Genomic DNA, 22,858 nt, shown 5'->3' with positions numbered 1-22,858 from the left:
CTGTCGGTTCCGGCATGGAGGCCCGCTCGGGAGGTCGGATGGTGCTCGCCGCGGTGGTCGCGGCGCTCGTCGGCGCGTCCGCTCCGGCATCCGGCGCGACGCTCGCGCTCGACCGCCGCTGCTACGCGGAGGGCGAGCGGATCGACCTGGCCGGCGCCGGCTTCACGCCGCTCGGCCGCACCCGCCTGACGCTCGCGCGCTCCGACGCGCCGGCCGGCGGCAAGCCGCTGACCGCCAGCGACGAGCCGGTCGCCGACGCGGCGGGGCGGGTCAGCGGCGCCTACGTGGTCGAGGAGCGCACGGGCTGGTTCCACGCCGACGAGGAGCGCTTCCGCCTGCGCGTGCAGCTGACCGACCTGACGATGCCATCGGTGTTCGCCACCGAGGGCGTCTGGTTCAGCCGCTGGACGGTCTCGGTGATGGCGCCCGGCGGGCGGCTCGACCCCGACCGGCCGGCGGAGATCCGCGCCGTCGGGTTCACCGGCGACGAGGGCAAGCCGCTGTACGCGCACTACACGCGGGAGGGCGGCACGCGCGTGCGGTCGGTGCGGCTCGGGACGCTCCAGGGCTCGTGCGGCAACCTGACGGCGACGCTCGCGCGCGGCTTCCCGTTCCGCCCGGTGCCCGCCGGGCGGTGGAACGTCGCGTTCAACACGTCGGCGGCGAACCCCCGCGCGGAGGGGACGATCGCGCAGCGCGCCGCCCGCGTCCGCCGGGCGATCCCCTAGACGCCGCCGCCCGTCTCCGCCCGGCCCGCGTGATTCCCTAGGGGCCATTCCCGATGGTCGGATCGGCCGTCCCGCCCGATCCTGATCCCATGTCCGCTGACCTTCCTCCCAACGATCCCGAGCGTCCCGCCGACGACACGGCGCAGACGCAGCGCATGGAGGCGGACCCTGCCGGCCCGTCGTCGCGCCGCTTCCTGCGCAGCCGCTCCGACCGCGTGCTGGCCGGCGTCTCCGGCGGTCTGGGCCGCTACCTCGGCATCGACCCGATCATCATCCGCATCGCGTTCGTCGCGCTGACGCTGTTCGGCGGCGCGGGCGCGCTGCTGTACCTCGCGATGGCCATCCTCGTGCCGGTCGACGACCAGGTGCCCGGCGGCGCCGGCCCGGCCGCGCCGTCGCAGCAGAACCGCGCGCTCGTCGTCCTCGGCGTCGTCGTGCTCGTCGTCATCGCCGGCCCGCTCCTCTTCATCCCGGCGCTGTTCGCCGGCGGCGTCATCGTCCCGCTCGCCTGCCTCGTGCTGCTCGGGCTCGGCGTCGCGTGGCTCGTCACCGGCAACCGCCCGGAGCGCAACGCCGCCTCGCTGACGAAGGCGACGCTGCTCGGCCTCGGGATGCTCGTCCTGCTGACGCTGCTCGCGTTCGCCGGCTTCTGGGGCGCGGGCCTCGGCGGCGGCACGCTCGTCGCGATCGTCGTCATCGTCTCCGGCGTCGCGCTGGTGGCCGGCGCGTTCTTCAAGCCGGCGCGCTGGCTGATCCTCCCGGCGCTCGCGCTGGCGCTCCCGGCCGGCTTCGCCTCCGCCGCGGGCGTCGACCTCGACGGCGGCTACGGCGAGGAGCGCTACCGCCCCGCGACCGTCGCCCAGATCGACCAGGACGGCTACAAGCTCGGCGCCGGCGAGCTCGTCGTCGACCTGCGCGGCGTCGAGTTCCCCGCGGGCGAGCACCGCGTGGAAGCCGAGGTGGGCATGGGCGAGGTCGTCGTGCTGCTCCCCAAGGACGTCTGCGTCGTCACCGAGGGCAGCGCCGGCATCGGCGCGGTCTCCGTCTTCCAGCGCCAGACCGGCGGCGTCGACATCGACCTGGTCGACGACCGCGTCGCCAAGCCGGGCGAGCCGCGGGTCACCGTCGACGCGCACGCGGGCATCGGCCACGTCGAGGTCCGCAACACGTCGCGCACCCAGCGCTACGGCGACGTCCCGCGCCCCCCGCACCCGCCGCGGGTCGACGGCGACGGCCTGAACTGGGACATCGACACCAGCGGCGACGACCGGGGGGAGAACCGCGCCTGTGCGGCGTAGTCCCGACCTCCCGTCGCTGCTGGCGGGCGTCGTCGTGATCGCCCTCGGCGCGGTGCTGCTGGCTGACGCCGAGGGCGCGATCACGCTGTCGTTCGAGGTCCTCGCCCCTATCGCGTGCGCCGCGATGGGGGCGATCCTGCTCGTGCTCGGCCTGAGCCGCCCGCGTTGACCCCCGCCGCCCAGCCCGCATCCGCCAAGCCGCCGCTGCGGCGGGACATGGACGACGTCTGGATCGCGGGCGTCTGCTCGGGCTTCGCCCGCCGGATCGGCGTCGACGCGGGGTGGATCCGCCTGCTGATGGCGGCGCTCGTGGTCTTCGGCGGCTTCGGCATCCCGGTCTACGTGCTCGCGTGGGTGCTGATCGCGCCAGACGCCGACCGCGGGCACCGGCGCCTGCCGCGCACCGGCCGCGGGGCGGTCGAGGTCGCGCTCGGCGCAGGCCTGCTCGTGCTCGCCGCGCTGCTGACGCTGCGCGCGGTGGGCCTGTGGGTCAACGACGTCCTGACGTGGCCGCTGGTGCTGCTCGTCGGCGGCGCCGCGCTGATCTGGCGCACCTCGCAGACCGGCCCGCCGCCGTCGGTCGACGACCCGCATCCCGGCACGCCGCGGGCGCGGCCGGTGACGCCGGAGCGCGTCGCCGAGGTGCAGCGCGAGCGCGCCGGCTGGGCCGCCGCCGTCCTCTCCCGGACCGGCCTGGGCATCGCGCTGATCTTCGCGGCGGCGTTCGTCTTCGTCCGCGGCACCGGCGCGATCGCGCAGGCGTGGGACGCGCTGCTGGTCCTCCTGGTGGTCCTGCTGATGCTCGGGATCATCTTCGCCCCGTGGATCGTGCGGCTCGTGCGGTCGCTGGGGGAGGAGCGCAGCGAGCGCATCCGGTCGCAGGAGCGCGCCGAGGTCGCCGCCCACCTGCACGACTCGGTGCTGCAGACGCTCGCGCTGATCCAGAAGCGGTCGGAGGACCCGGCGCAGGTCACGGCCCTCGCCCGCCGCCAGGAGCGCGAGCTGCGCGCGTGGCTGTCGGGCCGTGTGCAGGCCAGCGACGGCCCGCGCAAGCTGCGCGCGGCGCTCGAGGCGGCGGCGTCCGAGGTCGAGCAGGCGCACGGCGCGGAGGTCGACGTCGTCGCGGTCGGCGACGCCGAGCTCGACGGGCGCCTCGACGCGGTCGTCGCGGCCGCGCGCGAGGCGATGAACAACGCGGCCCGCCACGGCGGCGGCCACGTCTCGGTGTACGTCGAGGCGGGCGGCGGCCACGCGCGGGTCTACGTGCGGGACCGCGGGCCGGGGTTCGACCCGGCTAGCGTCCCGGAGGACCGGCGCGGGATCAGCGAGTCGATCGTGGGCCGGATGCAGCGCCACGGCGGCAACGCGACGATCGTCAGCCGCCCCGGCGAGGGAACCGAAGTGGAGCTGAGCCTGTGATCCGTGTCGTGCTGGTCGACGACCACGCCCTGTTCCGGTCCGGCGTGCGCGCCGAGCTGGCGCCCGCCGAGAACCTCGAGGTGATCGGCGAGGCCGCGTCCGTCGCCGAGGCCGTCGAGTGCATCGGGCGGTTCGAACCCGACGTCGTCCTCCTCGACGTCCACCTGCCCGACGGCTCCGGCGCGGACGTGATCCCCAAGGCGCCCGGGCCGAAGTACCTCGCGCTCAGCGTGTCCGACGACCCGCAGGACGTCATCGCGGTCATCCGCGCCGGCGCGCGCGGCTACGTGACGAAGACGATCGCCTCCGACGAGCTGGCCGACGCGGTCGCGCGCGTCCACGAGGGGGACGCCGTCTTCTCGCCGCGCCTGGCCGGGTTCGTCCTGGACGCGTTCGCGCAGGTGCCGCCGACGGCCGCTCCCGCCGAGGCGCCGGCGCGTCAGGACACGGACGAGGAGCTCGACCAGCTGACCCCGCGCGAGCGCGAGGTCCTCCAGCACATCGCACGCGGCTACCTCTACAAGGAGATCGCCCTCCGGCTCGGCATCTCGGTCAAGACCGTGGAAGCCCACGTCTCGGCGGTTCTGCGCAAGCTCCAGCTCTCCACGCGTCACGAGCTGACACGGTGGGCGTGGGAGCGCTTGGAGCCGCCGAGCTGAGGGCACCCCCTGCGGTAGACTGACCCATGCCCTTTTCAGCCCGAGCGTTCATCCGATCCGGCCTCCGTGCCGAAGACCTGGGTGAGCATCGGGTGATTCCGCGTCCCTTCAACCGACTTCGCTTCCCCTCGTAGGAAGGACCAAGCAGCACCATGTTCGAGCGATTCACAGAGCGCGCCAGGCAGGTGGTCGTTCTCGCGCAGGAAGAGGCGCGCACGCTCAAGCACAACTACATCGGCACCGAGCACATCCTTCTCGGGCTGCTGCGTGAGGAAGAGGGCCTCGCCGCCCGCGTCCTCGAGTCGCTGGACATCACGGTCGAGCGCGTGCGTGCCCAGGTGGTGCGCATCGTCGGCTCCGGCGAAGAGGTCACTTCCGGCCAGATCCCCTTCACGCCGCGCGCCAAGAAGGTGCTCGAGCTCGCGCTTCGCGAAGCGCTGAGCCTCGGCCACAACTACATCGGCACCGAGCACATCCTGCTCGGCCTCGTTCGCGAGAACGAGGGCGTCGCCGCGCGCATCCTGCTCGACTTCGACGCGGACTCGGAGAAGATCCGCAACGAGGTCATCCGGATGCTCTCCGGTCCCGGTGGCCGTCGCTCCGGCGGCGGGCAGGGGCAGGGCGCAGGCGCCGGTGCGGGCGCTCAGGGCGAGGGCAAGAAGTCCTCGAAGCTGCTCGACCAGTTCGGGCGCAACCTGACGAAGCTCGCTGCCGACGGCAAGCTCGATCCGGTGGTCGGTCGCGAGACCGAGATCGAGCGGATCATGCAGATCCTCTCCCGCCGGACCAAGAACAACCCGATCCTCATCGGCGAGCCGGGCGTCGGCAAGACGGCCGTCGTCGAGGGCCTCGCCCAGCGGATCACCCATGGCGACGTGCCGGAGCTGCTGAAGAACAAGCAGATCTACACGCTCGACCTGGCGGCCCTCGTCGCGGGCTCGAAGTACCGCGGCGAGTTCGAGGAGCGCCTGAAGAAGGTGATGAAGGAGATCACCCAGCGCGGCGACATCATCCTGTTCATCGACGAGATCCACAACCTCGTCGGCGCGGGTGCCGCGGAAGGCGCGATCGACGCCGCCTCGATCCTCAAGCCGGCCCTCGCCCGTGGCGAGCTCCAGACGATCGGCGCCACCACGCTCGACGAGTACCGCAAGTACTTCGAGCGCGACAGCGCCCTGGAGCGCCGCTTCCAGCAGATCCGCGTCGACCAGCCGTCGACGGAGGAGACCGTGCAGATCCTCAAGGGCCTGCGCGACCGCTACGAGGCGCACCACAAGATCAACATCACCGACGAGGCGCTCGAGGCCGCGGCCGAGCTCGCCGACCGGTACATCTCCGATCGCTTCCTGCCGGACAAGGCCATCGACCTCGTCGACGAGGCCGCGTCCCGCATGCGCATCAAGTCGATGACGTCCCCGCCCGTGTACCGGGAGCTCGAGGACGAGATCGAGCAGACGCGCCGCGCCAAGGAGAACGCGATCGAGGCGCAGGAGTTCGAGAAGGCCGCGTCGCTCCGCGACAAGGAGCGGCGGCTGACGAACAAGAAGCGCGAGCTGGAGGAGCGCTGGGAGTCCGGCGAGTCCGGCGAGCGCGCCTCGATCGGCGAGGAGGAGATCGCCGACATCGTCTCCATGTGGACGGGCATCCCGGTCTTCAAGCTCACCGAGGCTGAGACCCAGAAGCTCATGCGCATGGAGGAGGAGCTCCACAAGCGCGTCATCGGGCAGCACGCCGCCGTCGAGGTCATCTCGAAGGCGATCCGGCGCTCCCGTGCCGGCCTGAAGGACCCGAAGCGGCCGACCGGCTCCTTCGTGTTCCTCGGCCCGTCGGGCGTCGGCAAGACCGAGCTGGCCCGGACGCTCGCCGAGTTCCTGTTCGGCGACGAGGACGCCATGGTGCGCATCGACATGTCGGAGTACATGGAGAAGCACGCCGTGTCCCGGCTCGTCGGCTCGCCTCCCGGCTACATCGGCTACGACGAGGGCGGCCAGCTCACGGAGGCGGTCCGCCGCAAGCCGTACAGCGTGCTGCTCCTCGACGAGATCGAGAAGGCCCACCCGGACGTCTTCAACATCCTCCTGCAGATCCTTGAGGACGGTCGCCTGACCGACTCCCAGGGCCGCACGGTGGACTTCCGGCACTGCATCGTGATCATGACCTCGAACATCGGGGCCTCGGAGATCGCGCGGAACACCCCGCTCGGCTTCGCGGTCACGGAGGACGAGACGGGCGTGTCGTACGACGACATGAAGACCCGGATCATGGGCGAGCTGAAGAAGGTGTTCCGGCCCGAGTTCCTCAACCGGATCGACGACGTCATCGTCTTCCACAAGCTGCAGAAGGACGAGATCAAGCAGATCATCGACCTCCTGCTGCTGCGGATCCGCGAGTCGATGGCGGAGCGCGAGCTGCAGCTCGACCTCACCGAGGCCGCGCGCGACCTGCTCGTCGAGAAGGGATGGGACCCGGCGATGGGCGCCCGGCCGCTGCGCCGCGCGATCCAGCGCTACATCGAGGACCCGCTGGCCGACTTCGTGCTGCGCTCGCAGCTCGAGGCCGGTGCGACGGTCATGGTCGACACGCTCGAGGACGGCCGCGAGCCCGAGGAGGGCGAGGAGCCGATCAAGCTCTCGATCATCGCCCCGAAGAAGGTGCCCGCCGCCGTTGGCGCGGGCTCCGAGGAGCAGCCGGCCGACGAGGACGCGCCCGCCCCGGCGGACGACGCCCCGCCGGCGGCGGAGCCGACCGAGTAGCGCCCCGGCGCACACCACGATTCACGCGAAGGGCGGCCGTCACGGCCGCCCTTCGTCGTTCCCGGCTGGGTGCCGTACGGTTTCGCGGTGGCGTTCACGCGGAGGAACCTCAAGGCCGACGTGGAGGACGTCGGGTCGAACTTCGACGGGCCGGCGGAGCTGGAGTTCCACCTGGCGACCAAGCCGCTGGAGCTCGAGCGGTCGGGGCTGAGCCATCAGCGCATCCCGGCCGGCTACCGCTTCCCGTACGGCCACACGCACCGCGAGCAGGAGGAGGTCTACGTCGTCGTCCGCGGCAGCGGGCGCATGAAGGTCGACGACGAGGTCTTCGAGCTGGTGGAGTGGGACGCGGTGCGCGTCCCGCCCGGCGCGTGGCGCGGGTACGAGGCCGGGCCGGACGGCCTGGAGATCCTCGTCATCGGCGCGCCCAACCTCGGGGCGTCGCCGCGCGACGACGTCGAGGGGCGCCGCGACTGGTGGGACGGCGACTGACGGCGGCTCAGCCGCCGAGCCGCAGCGTGCGGCTCGCGCGGGTGGTGCGGTCGCCGACCTTCACGGACGCGCGGGCGACGACCTGCGACGCGGCCGAGTCCCCGACGCGCGCGGTGACGCGGCGCGTGGTGGCGTAGCCCGGCGCGAGCGGCGCGAGCGTCCAGCACGCGCGCCGGCCGCCGGTGTGGCGGGCGAGCGTGAGGCCCTGCGGGAGCGTCGTGCACAGGCGCGCGCCGCGCGCCTTGCCCGAGCCCAGGTTCTGCACGGTCAGCGTGTAGCGGACGGTCCCGCCGGCGGTGGCGCGGCTCGCCCGGACGCGGAGCGTGAGGCGCGGGCGCGCGTTCAGCGACAGCTCGCGCGCGGCCACCGGCGCGGCGGTGGCGGACGCGGCCGTGACGGTGGTGACCGGCCCCGGGACGATCGTGTCCGGCGGGCCGGGCACGACGACCGGCGCCGGCGCGGGCTGCGCCCGGGTGTAGACGACGCAGCGCACGTCGCTCCCGCGCACGACCGCCAGCGCGAAGGCGGGCCCGGCGAGCGCCGTCGCGGGGAGGTCGGCCACCGGCACCGTCGCGCCGGCGCCGTCGCCGTCGCGGCACGACGCGTTCCGCCCGCCCTGGGGCACGACCGCGAAGTCGCTGCGGCGCGGCTCGGCGACCGTGACCGCCGCGGCCACGGCGCCCGCCCCGAACGTGAGCGGGAAGACGACCTCGCCGCTCGCGGCGTCGGTCGTCGCGAGCGTCGACGGCAGCCCGCCGACGTCCGGTGTCGCGGTCGCCGCCGTGAAGACCCAGCCGGCGCCCGCGGGCACCCAGCCGCCGACGTCCGTGCCGCTGCCCGCCGCGGGCGCGATGCGCCGCTCCACGGTCAGGGTCGCCGCGTCCGGCGGGGCGGCGGCAGCCGTCGCGGCGGGCCCGGCCAGCGCCGCGAGCAGCGCGGAGTTCACGAGCGTCGTACGTCTCACGCGCACAACAGTCGCACACTCCGAGGTGTTCGAGGATGGAACGATCGTCCAGAGTACGGTGGTACGCCTTGAGTGAGCCGCTGGTGGAGATCAAGGTGCGGGACAACGGCCCGCTGAAGGTCACCGGGCCCGTGCGGCTCATCGACGTCGACGGGCACGCGTGGGAGCTGCCCGCCGGCGAGGCGATCGCGCTGTGCCGCTGCGGGCAGTCGCGCACCAAGCCGTTCTGCGACCGCTCCCACCGTGAAGCGGGGTTCGAGAGCTGTGAGCGCGCACCGTCCTGACCGAGCGCCCGCCACGCGGGCCGTCCACGCCGGGCATCAGCCGGCGACCCAGGGCGCGCCGCTCCAGAGCGGCCCGGTCTTCGCCGCGCCCTTCCACCACGCCGGCGCGGTCGAGGACACGCCGTTCACCTACACCCGCTACGGCAATCCGACGTGGGCCGCCTACGAGGCCGCGCTTGCGGAGCTGGAGGACGCCGCGCGCGCGGTCGTCTTCCCGTCCGGCATGGCCGCCGTCAGCGCGGTCGTGTTCACCCTGCTGAAGCCGGGCGACGTGCTCGTCGCGCCCGGCGACGCCTACCCGGGCATCCGCGCGATCGCGGCCGAGCACCTCGTGCCGGCCGGGATCGAGGTGCGGTTCGCGGCGACGTCCGAGGACGACGTGCGTGCCAAGCTCGACGGCGCGACGCTCGTGTGGGTCGAGGTCCCGTCCAACCCGCTGCTCGACGTGCTCGACCTCGCGAAGCTCGCCGAGGACGTCCACGCCGCAGGTGCGCTCCTGGTCGTCGACAACACGGTCGCGACGCCGCTCGTCACGCAGCCGCTCGCGTACGGCGCGGACCTGGCGATGGCCAGCGCGACGAAGGCGCTCAGCGGCCACTCGGACCTGCTCATGGGCCACGTCGCCACCCGCGACGAGCAGCTCGCGCAACGGCTCGTCGACTACCGCACGCGCGTTGGCGCGATCCCTGGCCCGTTCGAGGCGTGGCTCGCCCACCGCTCCCTCGCGACGCTGGACGTGCGGGTCGAGCGCCAGTCCTCCACGGCGCTCGCGCTCGCGCAGGCCCTGCGCGGCCACCCGGACGTCGGCGGCGTCCGCTACCCCGGCCTGACCACCCACCCCGGCCACGCGGTCGCGGCGCGGCAGATGGGCGGCCGGTTCGGCTCGGTGATCGGGTTCGACCTGCCCGACGCGGCGTTCGCCCAGCGGTTCCTCGCCGCGTCCGAGCTCGTCACGGAGGCGACGAGCTTCGGCGGCGCGCACACGACCGCCGAGCGGCGCGCGCGGTGGGGCACCGACGCGGTGTCCGAGGGGTTCATCCGCCTCTCCGCGGGGCTCGAGGACCCGGCGGACCTGCTGGACGACGTCCGTCGTTCGCTTACCGCGGCGTCGTCCTCGCGGACGACGTAGATCCCGCGCAGATCGTCCTTCCGGCCGTCGCACGAGCGCCGTGCGAATGGTGGGATCGCAGGCATGAAGACGAAGCTGATCGGAGGCGCCGCGGCGCTCTCCCTCGTGGCCGGGGTGGGTGCGGTGTCCGCGCAGGAGGCGCCGCCGACGGTCGGTCTCGCCGTGAGCGCGAAGTCCGTGCAGATCACCGGGGCCGACGCGCTGAAGGCGGGCCCGACCACGCTGAAGTTCACCGCCGGCTCGAAGGGCGAGCTGGCCCCGGCCGTGCTCGAGCTCAAGCCCGGCGTGACGCGCGACCAGGTGGCGAAGGCCGCCAAGACGATCGGGACCATGCAGGGCGAGAAGCTCGGCGAGCTGATCGCGTCGACGTTCTTCCAGGGCGGCGGCGAGTACACCACGACCGTCGACCTCGACCCCGGCGACCACGCGGTCATCAGCTTCGGGCAGAAGGGGGCGACGATCGCCGGCTACTTCACGGTCGGGACCGAGCAGGGCACCGCGGTGGCGCCCGAGGCCGACGCGACGATCGACATGGACGACTACGCGTTCGACGGGCCGTCCACGCTGCCCCGCAAGGGCACGATCCGCGTCGCCAACGTCGGCAAGGTCCAGCACCACGCCCTCGTGATGCCGCTCAAGAAGGGCGTCGACACGAAGAAGGTGCTGAAGGACATCAAGGCCGGTAAGGAGCCGGCCTACGCGCTCGGCGGGCCGCCGAGCGCGCTGACCGAGATCGTCTCGCCGGGCACGACCAACGACGTCCGGACGGCGTCGAAGGCGGGCAAGTACCTGCTGGTGTGCTTCCTGCAGAACTCGCCCAAGCAGCCCCCGCACGCCGTGCAGGGCATGGCGAAGATCGTGACCGTCAAGTAGCGGCTCAGGCCGCGAACGTCACCTCGAGCGTGATCTCCTCGACGCCCGCGAGGGCGCGGGAGATCACGCAGCCGGCCTTCGCCTTGCCGGCGTACTCCTTGAAGGCGGCCTCGTCGATGCCCGGGACCTTGCCCTCGGTCTTGAGGACCATCTGCGTGATCGTCGGCTGGCCGTCGACCGGGCGCAGCTGGGCGCGGGCGGTCGTGCGGATGTAGTCCGGCGTGTGGCCGTCCTCACCGAGGATCGCGCTGAGCGCCATCGAGAAGCAGGCCGCGTGGGCGGCCGCGACGAGCTCCTCGGGGTTCGTGCCCTTCTCGTCCTCGAACCGGCTCTTGAAGCTGAACGCGCCGGTGTAGACGTCGTCGCCGACCGTGACCTGGCCGGTGCCCTCCTGGAGCGAGCCCTTCCACTCCGCGCTGCCGTTTCGCGTCGCCATGCGTCTCCTTCGTGTCAGGTGTGCGTCAGGTCTGTCCCGAGTGTGCCACTCGGCCCGCCGCGGAGCGCTTTGCCGCCGGGGCGGGTCGTAGCCTCGGCGGTCCTCCTCATGGCCCGGCCGACGACCATCCACGTGTGCTCCGAGTGCGGGCACCAGACCCCGCGCTGGGCGGGCAAGTGCCCCGGCTGCGGGGCCTGGAACTCGCTCGTGGAGGAGCGCGTCGCGCCCGCGGCCGCGGGCCGGCGCGGTGGCTCGGGCGGCGCCGCGGCGCCCGCCGCGCGGCCCGTGAAGCTCGCCGACGTCGCCACGGCGCCGGTGCCGCGCATCCAGACCGGCATCGGCGAGTTCGACCGCGTGCTCGGCGGCGGGCTCGTGCCCGGCTCGCTCGTGCTGCTCGGCGGCTCGCCCGGCATCGGCAAGTCGACGCTGACGAACATGGCGCTGGGCAACGTCGCGGCCGCGAAGCGCTCGACGCTCTACGTCTCGGGGGAGGAGTCGGCGGCGCAGATCCGGCTGCGGGCCGAGCGGCTCGGGCCGCACGCGCTCGACGTGCCCGTGCTCGCGGCGACGGAGCTGGAGACCGTGATCGCGACCCTGGAGGCCGAGCGGCCCGACGTCGCGGTGATCGACTCGGTGCAGACGCTTCACGCGGCCGAGCTGACCGGCGCGCCCGGGTCGGTCGGCCAGGTGCGCGAGGTCGCCTCGCGGATCATGGGCGTGGCCAAGGCGCACGGCATCGCGGTGCTGCTCGTCGGGCACGTGACGAAGGAGGGCTCGCTGGCCGGCCCGCGCGTGCTCGAGCACCTCGTCGACTGCGTGCTGCAGTTCGAGGGGGAGCGCGAGCGCACGTACCGGACGCTGCGCGCGCTGAAGAACCGGTTCGGCTCGACGAACGAGGCCGGCGTCTTCGAGATGCGCTCCGGCGGGCTGGTGGAGGTGCTCGACGCGTCCGCGCGGTTCGTGAGCGAGGCCACCCGCGCGCCGGGCTCGGTCGTGCTCGCGTCGATGGAGGGCACGCGCCCGCTGCTCGTCGAGGTGCAGGCGCTCGTCTCGCCGTCCGAGCTCGTCCCGCCGCGCCGCGTGTGCAACGGCATCGACCGCAACCGCCTGGCGCTCGTGCTGGCCGTGCTGGGGCGCCACGCGGGCGTCGGCACCGGCACGGCGGACGTCTTCGTCAACGTCGTCGGCGGCGTGCGGATCGACGAGCCGGGGGCGGATCTCGCGGTCGCGCTGGCCGTCGCGTCGGCGGCCCGCGGCGTCGCGGTGGGCGGCAGCGCCGACGCGCCCCCGATGGCGGCGTTCGGCGAGGTCGGCCTGACGGGCGAGCTGCGCTCGGTCGCGCACGCCGACCGCCGGCGGGAGGAGGCCCGCAAGTTCGGGCTCCAGCGCGTCGTCGGCCCGCCGGGCGACGGGACGCCCGAGGCGAAGACGCTCCGCGACGCGATCAAGCACGCCCTGGGCGCTCCGCGCGGCGAGTCCTCACGCGCCGCCTGAGCGCCGACGGCGTGTCACCGCAAGCCCGGCGGGGAAGGAACCCGCGAAGGGCCAGCGAACACCGCACGTTGCGGACGGCGCGAACATCAGCGGGAGATAAGCCGATTTCCGCTAGAATGACTAAGTGATGGCTCGCGGTACCGGGGAAGATCTGGCCGAGCTCGAAGCTCGTCAGGAGCCCCGGCTCGTCAAGGCGCTCGAGATGGTCGCGCCTGGTACCGCGCTCCGAGAAGGCATCGACAACATCGTCCATGCCCGTACCGGTGGCCTCATCGTCATCGGCGAGATCGAGGAGCTCAGCTTCCTGTTCAGCGGAGGCATCAAGCTCGACATCGACTACACGCCGGCCCTGCTCTACCAGGTGGCGAAGATGGACGGGGCGATCGCCCTGAACGCCAACGCCACCAAGATCTCCTGGGCCAACGTGCAGCTGGTGCCCGATCCGACGATCCTGTCGCTCGAGACGGGCACGCGCCACCGGACCGGCGAGCGCGTCTCGAAGCAGACCGACGCGCTCGTCATCGCCGTCAGCCAGCGTCGCGACGTGGTCTCGCTCTACGTCGACGGCGCGAAGTACATCCTGGAGGACATCCCCGTCGTGCTGGCCAAGGCCAACCAGGCCCTGGCGACGCTGGACAAGTACCGGACCCGCCTGGACCAGGTCTCCACCCGCCTCACGGCGCTGGAGTTCGAGGGCGGGGCCACCCTGCACGACGTCCTCACGGTGCTGCAGCGCTCCGAGATGGTCACCCGCATGGCCGTCGAGATCGAGCGGTACATCGTCGAGCTGGGCACGGAAGGCCGGCTCATCGAGATGCAGCTCGAGGAGACCATGGTCGGCGTCGCCGCCGACAAGCAGGCGCTCGTCCGCGACTACATCGTGGATCCGTCGGACGAGGCGTTCGCGGCCGCGCTGGATCAGCTCGGCCGCCTGCCGCATCAGGATCTCCTCGACTTCGGCCGGCTGGCCGAGGTGCTGGGCTACGACCGCAAGCTCAACACGCTCGACTACCCGGTCTCACCGCGCGGCTACAGGATCCTCGGGCGCATCCCGCGGCTCCCCAAGCTCGTGGTCGGCCAGATCGTGCGGGAGTTCGGCGGCCTCGACGGCATCCTCGCCGCGACGGACGCCGAGCTGGAGACCGTCGAGGGGGTCGGCGAGATCCGGGCCAAGGACATCCGCGAGGGCCTGCGCAGGCTGCAGGAGATCAACCTCGTGGATCGCTACCTGCAGACATGAACCAGACGGCTCGCCACTGACGGCTGGCCATGAGTGAGGAGGGCACCACCATTCCCGAGACGACCGACATCGACGAGACCATCCTGGAGGACCTGCTTCCCGAGCCCGAGTGCATCGACTTCGAGATCGGGGACTCGGTCGTGTACCCGCACCACGGCGCGGGGCGCGTCGTGAAGAAGGAGGCCAAGAACATCCTCGGTGAGGAGAAGCAGTACCTCACCATCAAGATCCTCCACAACGACATGACCGTCATGGTCCCGTGCGAGAACGCGGGCAAGGCGGGGCTGCGCCGGATCATCGACGAGGAGGCCATCAAGAAGGTCCTCGAGGTGCTCCAGGACGACGTGTCGGAGATGCCGAAGAACTGGAACCGCCGGTTCAAGCACAACCGCGACAAGATCAAGACCGGCGACATCCTGGAGCTGGCCGAGGTCGTCCGCAACCTCGCCCTTCGTGAGCACGAGAAGGGCCTCTCCACCGGCGAGAAGCAGATGTTCACGCGCGCGAAGAAGATCCTCGCGTCGGAGCTGATGTACGCGCTGGAGAAGGACGAGGACGAGGCGGAGGCCTACCTCGACGAGCTGCTCGCGGAGAGCGCCAACGAGAAGGCCCTCGCGGCCAAGTAGGCCGGAGGGAACGACGCGGAGTGGCTGTCGCCCTCCTCGTCGCCGCAGGACGAGGCGAGCGCCTTGGGTCGGGGCGACCCAAGGCGTTCGTGTCTGTTGGGGGGCGGCCGCTGCTCGAGTGGTCGCTCCTCGCGCTCCGCGGCGCGCCTGAGATCACCCGCATCGCCGTGGCGCTCCCGGCGGGCGTCGCGCTGCCGCCCGGATGGGACGACGTCGTGTGCGTCGAGGGCGGCGCGGAGCGGTCGCACTCGGTCAAGCGCGCATTGGACGCCGTGGGGGAGGGCGACCCGGTGCTCGTGCAGGACGCGGCGCGCCCGATGCTCGACGCCGCGCTGATCCGCCGGTGCGTGGAGGGGCTGGAGGGCGTCGACGCCGCGATCGCCGCCGCGCGCGTGGTCGACACGACCAAGCAGGCCGGCGCGGACGGGCTGGTGGAGCGGACGCTCGACCGCTCGCTGCTGTGGGCGGTGCAGACGCCGCAGGTCTTCCGCCGGGCGGCGCTGGAGCGCGTGCTCGCGCAGCCCGACGAGGTGCTCGCCGCCGCCACCGACGACGCGTCGCTGATCGAGGCGGCGGGCGGGAAGGTCCGCCTCGTGGAGGCGCCGCGGGAGAACCTCAAGGTCACGACGCCGATCGACCTGCGCGTGGCCGAGCTGCTGCTGGCCGAGCGCGCGGCGGCGTCGGGGACCCCGGCGGGCGCTTAGGGGGTTCCGCCGATGTCGCGCGGCGCCGCGCCGTGCAGCATCGCGCTCCATGAACGTGAGACGGATCTCCGCGGCCGGCGTGGCCGTGCTGGCTGCCGGCGGGATGACCGGCGCGACCCTCGGCACCGGCGAGAACCTGAGCTGGGTCCCGGCCACCGTGACGGCGCACGAGGAGGACGGCCACGCGGTCCTCACCGTCCAGCGCGACATGTGTCAGAGCGGCCGCTTCCGCATGTCGTGGTGGTCGCCCTTCGACCCCGAGCAGGACACCGCCGGTCCGGCGGACCACCCGGAGGCGCAGGGGATGCACACGTTCCTGCGCTGCACCGAGGGCAACCTCGACCAGGCGACGGTCACCGTGCCGATCTACGACGACTACGAGGACGAGGGCGACGAGCACTTCGGGGTCGGCATGGCGGTCGACCGCGGGACGTACACCAACGACACGACCCCGCTGCCCACGGGCGGCGTGCGCGAGGCGAAGGTCGTGATCCTCGACGACGACGGCGAGATCGGGTTGTCGACCGAGGACGTGACGGTGAAGGAGGCCGACGGCGTCGCGAAGGTGACGATGACGCCCAAGAACGTCGACGAGCCGACGTGGTTCGACATCGAGACGTTCGACGGCACCGCGAAGGCCGGCGAGGACTACGAGCCGGTCGACAGGTCCTTCCAGATCGAGGAGAACGAGCCGGTCTCGTTCGACATCCCGCTGAAGGTCGACGACGACCACGAGGACGACGAGCGGTTCCACGTGACGTTCGAGTACGGCGAGGAGCAGGCGCGCGCGTTCGTCACGATCACCGACCCGGAGGAGCCGACCGGGACGACGCAGACGACGGACACGACCTCGACCACGCCGACCACGCCGACCGAGACGCAGCCCGCGCCGGCGACGACCACGCCCGCGCCGGCGGCAGCGCAGCAGACGCAGCGCAGCACGACGCAGCTGCCGCCCGCGACGTGCGTCAGCCGCCGCCGCTTCTCGATCTCGCTCGGCACGTACCGCAGCGCGTCCGTGAAGGTCGCGGGCGCGACGGTCAAGACCGTGCGGCGCAACGGCAGGCTCGTCGCGCAGGTCGACCTCCGCGGGCGGCCCAAGGGCGAGTTCGCCGTGACGATCAGCGGGCGCGCGGCGAAGGGCGGCGCGAAGCGGACGGAGACCCGCCGCTACCGCACCTGCACCCCGCGCAAGCGCACCACAAGCCGGTAGGACCTGCGGCGGACACCCTGGCCCGCCCGGCAGCGCGGGGCCAAGGGTTCGCCAACGCCGGTCCGGCACCGTCGGGGCTGACATGCGACCCCGACACACCACCGCCGCCGCGGTCGTGCTCGCGCTCTTCGCGGGCACGGCCTTCGCGGCCGTCGAAGATCCCGGAGCCCCCGCCGTCCACCCGATCGCCGCCGGCACCGTCGGCGTCCACGGCGCCACCGTCCTGGAAGGCCGCGGCGCCGCGCGCCTGGCCGTCGTCCGCGGCGAGGGCGCGCCCGTCCGCCTGCGCTGGACCACCCGCGCAGGGACCGCCGAGGCCGGCGCCGACTACGAGGCCGGCGCGGGCATCGTGCGGTTCGAGCCCGGCGAGCAGGTCCGCACGCTGGAGATCCCGGTCCACACCGACGGCGAGCCGGAGAACACCGAGACGTTCCGCGTCGTCGTCGAGTCGCTGCCGGGGCTCGACGGGACCCACCGCAGCGCCGCCGCCACCGTGACGATCGAGGGCTAACCCGCGCGGGCGAACACGAGCTTCGTGTGCGGCTCGAGCAGCGCGGCCCCCGCGTCCTCCCACGGGACGACGCGGTCGGTCACGAGCTCGGGCCGCAGCCGCTCCGCGCGGACGAGGTTCAGGATGTGGGGGATCACGGGGCGCGCCGGCGCGCGGCCGACGTGGAGGTGGATGCCCTGCGTGTACATCTCCAGCAGCGGCAGGGGCGTGTCGTTGGCGAAGAGGACGCCCGCGTGCGTGCAGTCGCCGCCCGGCTCGGTCGCGCGGATCGCCAGGCGCAGCCCGTCGGCGCGGCCGGAGGCGTCGCCGACGATGGCGAACTCGCCGCGCGCGGGGTCCGCCTCCAGCACCTCCGCGCCGAGGTCGCTGGCCAGCGCGAGGCGCGCGGGGTCGTCGTCGACGTACCCGACGCGGCCGGCGCCGAGCGCGCGGGCGAGCGCGACGGCGTAGAGCCCGATCGAGCGCGCGACGCCGCCCAGGACGAGCACGTCCGCACCGGGCCGGCGGGCGAGGAACGGCGCGACCAGCCGGTAGGCGTCCGGCAGGTTGTCGCTGGCGCTGGCGACGTGGTGGGCGTCGAGCCCTTCGGGCAGCGGCACGAGCATCGCGTCGGCGAACGGGACCCGGACGAGGTCGCTCAGCAGGCCGCCGAAGTCGCCGCCGAACGCGCCGAACCCGTACATCGCCAGCGGCGCCACGCGCTCGCAGGCGTCGGTCCCGCCGCGCCGGCAGCGCTCGCACGTCCCGCACGAGATCTGGAACGGCACGACGACGCGATCGCCCAGCCGGACCGAGCGCACCGCGCGGCCGACCGCGACGACCTCCCCGACGCCCTCGTGGCCGAGCGCGATCGGCATGGGGAACGGGGTCCGCCCCGTGACGAGCGCGTGGTCCATGTCGCAGGTCGCGACCGCGAGGGGCCGGACGAGCGCCTGCCCGTCGTCCTCGAGGTCGGGCTCGGGCACGTCGCGCCAGGCGATGTCGCCGGCGGCCTGGAGGGTGAGCTGTCGCATCGCTGGGACCTCGTCTCGTTCGTCACAGTATACCGACCGGTATGTATACTCGCCGCCATGGTCGCCGCGCAACCTCCCGAGCGCCCCGCCCGCGAGCGCCTGCTCGCGGCCGCCGCGGGCCTCACCTACGCGCAGGGCATCGAGGCGACGGGCGTCGACGCCATCGCCCGCGAGGCCGGGGTGACGAAGCGGACCCTGTACCAGCAGTTCGGCTCGAAGGACGCGCTGATCGGCGCCGCGCTGGCCGCGCGCGACGAGCCCGCCATCGCCGCGCTGCGCACCGCGGTCGAGCGGCGCCAGGCGCAGGGGGCGCGGCCGCTCGACGCGCTCTTCACGACGCTCGGCCGCCTGTTCGAGCGCGACGGCTTCCGCGGCTGCGCGTTCCTCAACGCCGCCCTGGAGATCCCCGACCGCGACCACCCGCTCCACGCCGCGGTCGCACGGCACCTCGCGGGCCGTCGCGCGCTGGTCGGCGAGCTCGTGTGCGCGGAGGGGGTCGAGGATCCGGAGGTCGCCGCCGGCGTCACGCTCCTCGTCGAGGGCGCCTTCGCGCTCGCGGGCGCCACGGGCGACGCCGGCGCCGCCGAGCAGGCCCACCGCGCCGCGCGCGACCTCGTCGACGCGGCCCGCCGCGCCTGACGCGCGGGGAGGTGCGGGCGCGGCTGCTTGAATCAGCCGTCCCGTGCTGACCGACTACCACGTCCACCTGCGTCCGGACGACCTCGCCGCGACGCCCGCCGAGTACTTCACCGCCGCCAACGCCGACCGGTACCGCGAAGCCGCCGCGGACCGGGGGATCCAGGAGCTCGGCGTGGCCGAGCACATCTACCGCTTCACCGCCGCCCAGGACGTCTGGCAGCACGACCTGTGGCGCCGGTTCGGGATCGACGACCTCGACGCGTACTGCGGGTTCGTGCGCGAGGAGACCGACCTCAAGCTCGGCATCGAGGCCGACTTCATCCCCGGTCGCGAGGACCGGATGGCGAACCTCCTCGATGGCCGCGGCTGGGACTACGTCGTCGGCTCGGTCCACTTCCTCGGCGACCACGCCGTCGACTACGACCGCTACGACGTGTGGACCACCGGCGAGTCGCCCGACAAGGTCTGGAACCGCTACTTCGACGTGCTCGGCGAGTGCGCGCGCTCGGGCCTGTACGACATCCTCGCCCACCCCGACCTCGTGAAGATGTGGGGCAAGACGCGGCCGCAGCCCGAGGGCGACCTGCGCCGCTTCTACGACCGCGCGATGGAGGGCATCGCCGAGTCCGGCATCGCGGTCGAGGTCTCCACCGCGGGCCTCAGGAAGCCGACGGGCACCATCTACCCGGACCCCGCGTTCCTCGAGATGGTCATCGACGCCGGGAACCCGATCGCGCTCTCCAGCGACGCGCACTCCGCCGACCAGCTCGGCTTCCGCTACGACGAGGCGATCGAGCTGCTCGAAGGCCTCGGCGTGAAGGAGATCGTCACGTTCTCCAGGCGCGAGCGCACGCTCGTCCCGCTCGGCGCGTCGTGAGCTTCTCCACCGGCATCGGGTGGGACGTCCACCAGCTCGCCGAGGGCCGCCGCCTGGTCCTCGGCGGGGTGGAGATCCCGCACGACAAGGGGCTCCTCGGCCACTCCGACGCCGACGTGCTCACCCACGCCGTGATCGACGCGCTGCTCGGCGCGGCCGGCCTCGGCGACATCGGCGAGCACTTCCCCGACACCGACGCCGCCTACGAGGGCGCCGACTCGCTCGGGCTGCTCCGGGACGTCGTCGCGCTGCTCGGGCCGCGCGAGATCCTCCACGTCGACACGACGATCCTCGCCGAGCGCCCGAAGGTCGGCCCGCACAAGGCGGCGATCAAGGAGTCGCTGGCGGGCGCGATGGGCGTCGCTCCGGACCGCGTGAACGTCAAGGCGACGACCGGCGAGAAGATGGGCTTCGTCGGCCGTCAGGAGGGCGTGGCCGCGATGGCCGTCGCGACCCTCACGCGCGCCGCGGGCTGACCGCCGCGGCGGCGCGGGCCGTGGCGGCCGGCAGCCGCCGCCCGGCGAACTCCGCCGCCAGCGCCTCGGCCTCCGCGAGCGGCAGCGCCGGCGCCCAGTACCAGCCCTGCCCGAAGTGGCAGCCCAGCTCGCGCGCGGCGCGCACCTGGCGCTCGTCCTCCAGCCCCTCGGCCAGCACGCGCACGCCGAGCGCCGTCGTCATCCCGACCGCGGCGCGCACCAGGCCCTCGGCCCGCGGCGAGTCGCCCAGCCCGGCGGCCAGCGACTGGTCGAGCTTGACCACGTCGAGCGCGTACTCGTCGACCGCGGCGAGCGACGAGTAGCCCGTCCCGAAGTCGTCGAGCGACATCTCCACGCCGCCCGCGCGCATGTCCGCGATGACGCGCCGCGCGGCGTCGCCCTGGACCAGCAGGCCCTCGGTGATCTCGCAGACGAGCGTCCGGACGTCCGCGCCCGCCCGCGCGGCGGCGTCACGCACGAACGGCACGAGGTCGGGGACGAGCTCGCGCGGCGAGAGGTTGACGCCGATCCGCAGCGCCGTGTCGATGCCGCGGTCGGCGTTGATCCGCGCCGACACGCGCAGCGCCTGCTCGATCACCCACCGGCCGATCGGGCGGATGAGGTCGGTGTCCTCGGCGACCGGGATGAAGTCGCCGGGCGGAACGCGGCCCCACACCGGGTGCTCCCACCGGAGCAGCGCCTCGAAGCCGCTCAGCACCTCGCCGTCGAGCGCCACGATCGGCTGCAGCTCGATCCGCAGCTCGCCGCGGTCGATCGCACCGCGCAACGCGTGCTCGACCTCCAGCCGCTTGACCACCCGCGCGCGCAGCTCCGCGTCGAACAGCTCGAACCGGCCGCCGCCGCGCTCCTTGGCCCGGTACATCGCGGTGTCGGCGTCGCGCAGCAGCGCGCCCGGCGTCGTGTCGGCGTCCACGCCCGCGACCGCGACGCCGACGCTCGTGCGCACGTGCAGCGCGCGGCCCTCCACCGCGAACGGCGCGGCGAACGCGTCAACCACGCGCTGCGCGAGCACGCCGGCCTCGTCCGCGCTCCCCAGCCGCCCGCACGCGACGACGAACTCGTCCCCGCCGAGCCGCGCGACCACGTCGCCGTGGCGCAGCCGGTCGGTCAGCCGCCCCGCGACCTGGCGCAGGAGGTCGTCGCCGGCGTTGTGGCCGAGCGTGTCGTTGATCGTCTTGAAGCGGTCGACGTCGAGGAGGAGCAGCGCGAGCGGCCCGTCGCCGCGCGCCGTCGCCGCCAGCTCGTGCTCGAGGTGACCGAGCAGGAACGCGCGGTTGGCGAGCCCGGTGAGCGGGTCCTCCAGCGCGCGGCGGCGCATCTCCGCCTCGGCGTCGGCGCGGTCGAGCGCGCCCGAGAGCACGTCGGCGGCGGCCCGCAGGAAGCGCAGGTCGTCCTCGTCGAACGGGGTCCCGGGCCGCTCCACCACGAGCAGCTGCGGCGCGCCGCCGGGCGTCCGCCGGGCCCGCAGCGGGACGCCGGCCGCGCCGGGCCGCTCCGCCTCCTCGCCCGTCGCGACCGTGCAGCGCACGGCGCCGGTCGCGCCGCGGACGATCGGCGTCGCCGCGGGGAGGAGCACGTCCGGGTCGGGGTGGTCGAGCGCGAGGCGGCTCAGCTCGGCCAGCGCGGCGCTGCGGCGGTTCGCGCGCTTGCGCAGCGTCAGGTCGCGGATCTGCGAGAAGAAGTACGGCTCGTCCTCGTCCTCGTCGACGAGCACGCTGGTGACCTGCGCCTCGATGCGCGTGTGGCCGTCGGCGTGGAGGAACGTCCGCTCGAACGGCGCGATGTGCTCGCCGCCCTGGCGGTCCATGGCGACACGCGAGGGGTCGATCGGATCCTCGGGCGCGATCACCTCGCGGATCGGGCGGCCGACGAGCTCGTCCTTCGTGCGGCCGAGCATGTCGCACAGCGACGCGTTCACCCGCAGCCACCGCAGCTCGGGCCCGGAGCTGAGGAGCGCCATGCCGATCGCGGCGTCCTCGAAGCCGCGCTGGAAGCGGCGTCCCTCGCGGAAGCGCGCGAGCTGGCGGTAGCTGACGACGACCCGCACCGCCGCGATCGCGAGCGCGATGACCGCCAGCGTCTGCGCCACGGCCGGCACGTCGCCGGTGATGCGCTCGACGGCCAGCAGGACGAGCAGCACGACGATGCACAGCGACGGCAGGGCGAGCGCGCTGAGGCTGTCGGCGCGGACGCGGCGGCGCGGCGCCGGCGTCTGCCAGGCCGCGGCGGCGAGGAGCAGCATCCCGGCCGGGTACGCCGCGCGGCTGAGCCGGCCCGCGATCTCGCCCGCCGCGGTCGTCGCCGCCCACAGGTCGCTGGCGCAGACGATCGCGAGGCCGGCGGCGAGCGTGAGCCACATGCGCGATCCGCCGCGGCCGCCGAGGACCGCGCTCCACAGCAGCACGGCGATGAGCAGCACGTCGCCCTGCAGGTACGCCACGCCGCTCACCTCGTCGATCGAGTCGACGGTCTGCGCGCCGGTGAAGAGCGCCGTGGCGACGGCGGCGAGCGTGAACGCCCCGAGCGCGCCGTCGAGCGCGAGGCTCGGCGCGAGCGCCGGGACGCGGGCCCGGACGAGCGCGACCACGGCCGCGTAGGCGAGCGGGTAGAACGCCAGCCACGCGGCGTGTGCGGGCCACGGCGCCTCGGTCAGCGTGGCGCCGCCCGCCGCGGCGTAGAGCAGCGAGCCCGTCCCGTACGCGAGCAGCGCGGCGGCGAGCAGCGCCCACGCGGTGCGGTCGCGCTCGACCGTCGCGGCACGCGCCCCGATGAGCACCGCGACCGCCCCGTACAGCGCGGGGGCGAGCCAGTCGTGCGCGGCGGTCGCGTTCCCGGCGAGCAGCGCTGCATAGGCGACCGCGCCGGCAGCGACCAGGACGAACCCCGCGAGAGGCGGGGCCGGAAGCGTGCTCGTCGTGGGCAGGAGGCGACGGATCACGGGCGCGTTCTTCCCGTGTCGGCACGCCTCCGCGCGCGCATGAGGAACTGGGAGGTCTGGGTGAGCGGCGC

At 73.7% G+C, this 22,858-nt stretch carries 23 protein-coding genes; 19 read left to right on the top strand and 4 right to left on the bottom strand.

The genetic code is table 11. From position 1 onward, the window contains the following. Positions 1–14 precede the first annotated feature (14 nt). The 7 genes from AC1UE5_RS26640 to AC1UE5_RS26610 all read left to right on the top strand — a co-directional run bounded on the left by AC1UE5_RS26640 (position 15) and on the right by AC1UE5_RS26610 (position 7,349). The gene (locus AC1UE5_RS26640) at positions 15–728 is read left to right on the top strand and encodes a hypothetical protein (protein WP_482928978.1); all 714 of its coding nucleotides are present in this window, start codon (positions 15–17) and stop codon (positions 726–728) included. Between the two features lie 89 nt (positions 729–817). Further along, positions 818–2,026 (top strand): PspC domain-containing protein, encoded by a 1,209-nt coding sequence (locus tag AC1UE5_RS26635; protein ID WP_482928977.1) that lies wholly within the window; start codon positions 818–820, stop codon positions 2,024–2,026. Beyond that, complete coding sequence (locus tag AC1UE5_RS26630) at positions 2,016–2,195, top strand: hypothetical protein (protein ID WP_482928976.1); 180 nt, start codon at positions 2,016–2,018, stop codon at positions 2,193–2,195. Before AC1UE5_RS26635 ends, AC1UE5_RS26630 begins: the two co-directional genes overlap by 11 nt. Beyond that, entirely contained in the window at positions 2,192–3,445 is a 1,254-nt protein-coding gene (locus AC1UE5_RS26625) for an ATP-binding protein (RefSeq protein WP_482928975.1), read from the top strand. The genes AC1UE5_RS26630 and AC1UE5_RS26625 overlap by 4 nt, the downstream gene beginning before the upstream one ends. Beyond that, positions 3,442–4,104 (top strand): response regulator, encoded by a 663-nt coding sequence (locus tag AC1UE5_RS26620; RefSeq protein WP_482928974.1) that lies wholly within the window; start codon positions 3,442–3,444, stop codon positions 4,102–4,104. The genes AC1UE5_RS26625 and AC1UE5_RS26620 overlap by 4 nt, the downstream gene beginning before the upstream one ends. Before the next feature lie 152 nt (positions 4,105–4,256). Next, complete coding sequence (locus AC1UE5_RS26615; RefSeq protein WP_482928973.1) at positions 4,257–6,857, top strand: ATP-dependent Clp protease ATP-binding subunit; 2,601 nt, start codon at positions 4,257–4,259, stop codon at positions 6,855–6,857. A gap of 87 nt (positions 6,858–6,944) precedes the next feature. Continuing rightward, a complete protein-coding gene (locus tag AC1UE5_RS26610) occupies positions 6,945–7,349 on the top strand; it encodes a cupin domain-containing protein (RefSeq protein WP_482928972.1) in 405 nt (134 codons plus the stop codon). A gap of 7 nt (positions 7,350–7,356) precedes the next feature. Here the strand turns inward: AC1UE5_RS26610 and AC1UE5_RS26605 are convergent, their stop codons facing one another. Next, positions 7,357–8,313 (bottom strand): hypothetical protein, encoded by a 957-nt coding sequence (locus tag AC1UE5_RS26605; RefSeq protein WP_482928971.1) that lies wholly within the window; start codon positions 8,311–8,313, stop codon positions 7,357–7,359. Between the two features lie 68 nt (positions 8,314–8,381). Here AC1UE5_RS26605 and AC1UE5_RS26600 point away from each other — a divergent pair, with 68 nt between their 5' ends. The 3 genes from AC1UE5_RS26600 to AC1UE5_RS26590 all read left to right on the top strand — a co-directional run bounded on the left by AC1UE5_RS26600 (position 8,382) and on the right by AC1UE5_RS26590 (position 10,599). Continuing rightward, positions 8,382–8,597 carry a CDGSH iron-sulfur domain-containing protein gene (locus AC1UE5_RS26600; protein ID WP_482928970.1) on the top strand — a complete coding sequence of 72 codons (216 nt, stop codon included), beginning with the start codon at positions 8,382–8,384 and terminating at the stop codon, positions 8,595–8,597. Continuing rightward, entirely contained in the window at positions 8,578–9,726 is a 1,149-nt protein-coding gene (locus AC1UE5_RS26595) for a cystathionine gamma-lyase (protein WP_482928969.1), read from the top strand. Before AC1UE5_RS26600 ends, AC1UE5_RS26595 begins: the two co-directional genes overlap by 20 nt. A gap of 63 nt (positions 9,727–9,789) precedes the next feature. Continuing rightward, positions 9,790–10,599: a hypothetical protein gene (locus tag AC1UE5_RS26590; protein WP_482928968.1), complete on the top strand. Its 810-nt coding sequence runs from the start codon at positions 9,790–9,792 to the stop codon at positions 10,597–10,599. A gap of 4 nt (positions 10,600–10,603) precedes the next feature. On the opposite strand, the gene AC1UE5_RS26585 is transcribed toward AC1UE5_RS26590, so the two are convergent. Continuing rightward, positions 10,604–11,035, bottom strand: a complete 432-nt coding sequence (locus AC1UE5_RS26585; RefSeq protein ID WP_482928967.1) for an OsmC family protein — start codon at positions 11,033–11,035, stop codon at positions 10,604–10,606. Positions 11,036–11,143: 108 nt separating this feature from the next. Here AC1UE5_RS26585 and radA point away from each other — a divergent pair, with 108 nt between their 5' ends. The 6 genes from radA (at position 11,144) to AC1UE5_RS26555 (ending at position 16,823) form a co-directional block, all read left to right on the top strand. Further along, entirely contained in the window at positions 11,144–12,529 is a 1,386-nt protein-coding gene (radA, locus tag AC1UE5_RS26580) for a DNA repair protein RadA (RefSeq protein WP_482928966.1), read from the top strand. A 127-nt stretch (positions 12,530–12,656) separates the two neighbouring features. Continuing rightward, a complete protein-coding gene (gene disA / locus AC1UE5_RS26575) occupies positions 12,657–13,769 on the top strand; it encodes a DNA integrity scanning diadenylate cyclase DisA (protein ID WP_482928965.1) in 1,113 nt (370 codons plus the stop codon). A gap of 29 nt (positions 13,770–13,798) precedes the next feature. Next, complete coding sequence (locus AC1UE5_RS26570) at positions 13,799–14,395, top strand: CarD family transcriptional regulator (protein WP_482928964.1); 597 nt, start codon at positions 13,799–13,801, stop codon at positions 14,393–14,395. Between the two features lie 20 nt (positions 14,396–14,415). Next, a complete protein-coding gene (gene ispD / locus AC1UE5_RS26565) occupies positions 14,416–15,099 on the top strand; it encodes a 2-C-methyl-D-erythritol 4-phosphate cytidylyltransferase (RefSeq protein ID WP_482928963.1) in 684 nt (227 codons plus the stop codon). A 49-nt stretch (positions 15,100–15,148) separates the two neighbouring features. Beyond that, the gene (locus tag AC1UE5_RS26560) at positions 15,149–16,312 is read left to right on the top strand and encodes a Calx-beta domain-containing protein (protein ID WP_482928962.1); all 1,164 of its coding nucleotides are present in this window, start codon (positions 15,149–15,151) and stop codon (positions 16,310–16,312) included. Between the two features lie 82 nt (positions 16,313–16,394). Continuing rightward, positions 16,395–16,823: a Calx-beta domain-containing protein gene (locus AC1UE5_RS26555; RefSeq protein ID WP_482928961.1), complete on the top strand. Its 429-nt coding sequence runs from the start codon at positions 16,395–16,397 to the stop codon at positions 16,821–16,823. Here AC1UE5_RS26555 and AC1UE5_RS26550 read toward each other — a convergent pair. Then, positions 16,820–17,836: a zinc-dependent alcohol dehydrogenase gene (locus tag AC1UE5_RS26550; protein WP_482928960.1), complete on the bottom strand. Its 1,017-nt coding sequence runs from the start codon at positions 17,834–17,836 to the stop codon at positions 16,820–16,822. The genes AC1UE5_RS26555 and AC1UE5_RS26550 overlap by 4 nt on opposite strands. Positions 17,837–17,893: 57 nt before the next feature. Here AC1UE5_RS26550 and AC1UE5_RS26545 point away from each other — a divergent pair, with 57 nt between their 5' ends. Genes AC1UE5_RS26545 through ispF form a run of 3 tightly spaced genes read left to right on the top strand, consistent with a single transcriptional unit; the run spans position 17,894 to position 19,828 of the window. Continuing rightward, positions 17,894–18,475, top strand: a complete 582-nt coding sequence (locus tag AC1UE5_RS26545; protein WP_482928959.1) for a TetR/AcrR family transcriptional regulator — start codon at positions 17,894–17,896, stop codon at positions 18,473–18,475. A 43-nt stretch (positions 18,476–18,518) separates the two neighbouring features. After that, positions 18,519–19,352, top strand: a complete 834-nt coding sequence (locus AC1UE5_RS26540; RefSeq protein WP_482928958.1) for a histidinol-phosphatase — start codon at positions 18,519–18,521, stop codon at positions 19,350–19,352. Continuing rightward, positions 19,349–19,828, top strand: a complete 480-nt coding sequence (ispF, locus tag AC1UE5_RS26535; protein ID WP_482928957.1) for a 2-C-methyl-D-erythritol 2,4-cyclodiphosphate synthase — start codon at positions 19,349–19,351, stop codon at positions 19,826–19,828. Before AC1UE5_RS26540 ends, ispF begins: the two co-directional genes overlap by 4 nt. On the opposite strand, the gene AC1UE5_RS26530 is transcribed toward ispF, so the two are convergent. After that, positions 19,809–22,787 carry a putative bifunctional diguanylate cyclase/phosphodiesterase gene (locus AC1UE5_RS26530; protein WP_482928956.1) on the bottom strand — a complete coding sequence of 993 codons (2,979 nt, stop codon included), beginning with the start codon at positions 22,785–22,787 and terminating at the stop codon, positions 19,809–19,811. The two genes, ispF and AC1UE5_RS26530, sit on opposite strands and share 20 nt — an antisense overlap. Between the last annotated feature and the right edge of the window lie 71 nt (positions 22,788–22,858).

The sequence above is a fragment of the Parviterribacter multiflagellatus genome, assembly GCF_056863265.1.
This window is presented reverse-complemented; position numbering and strand designations above follow the sequence as displayed.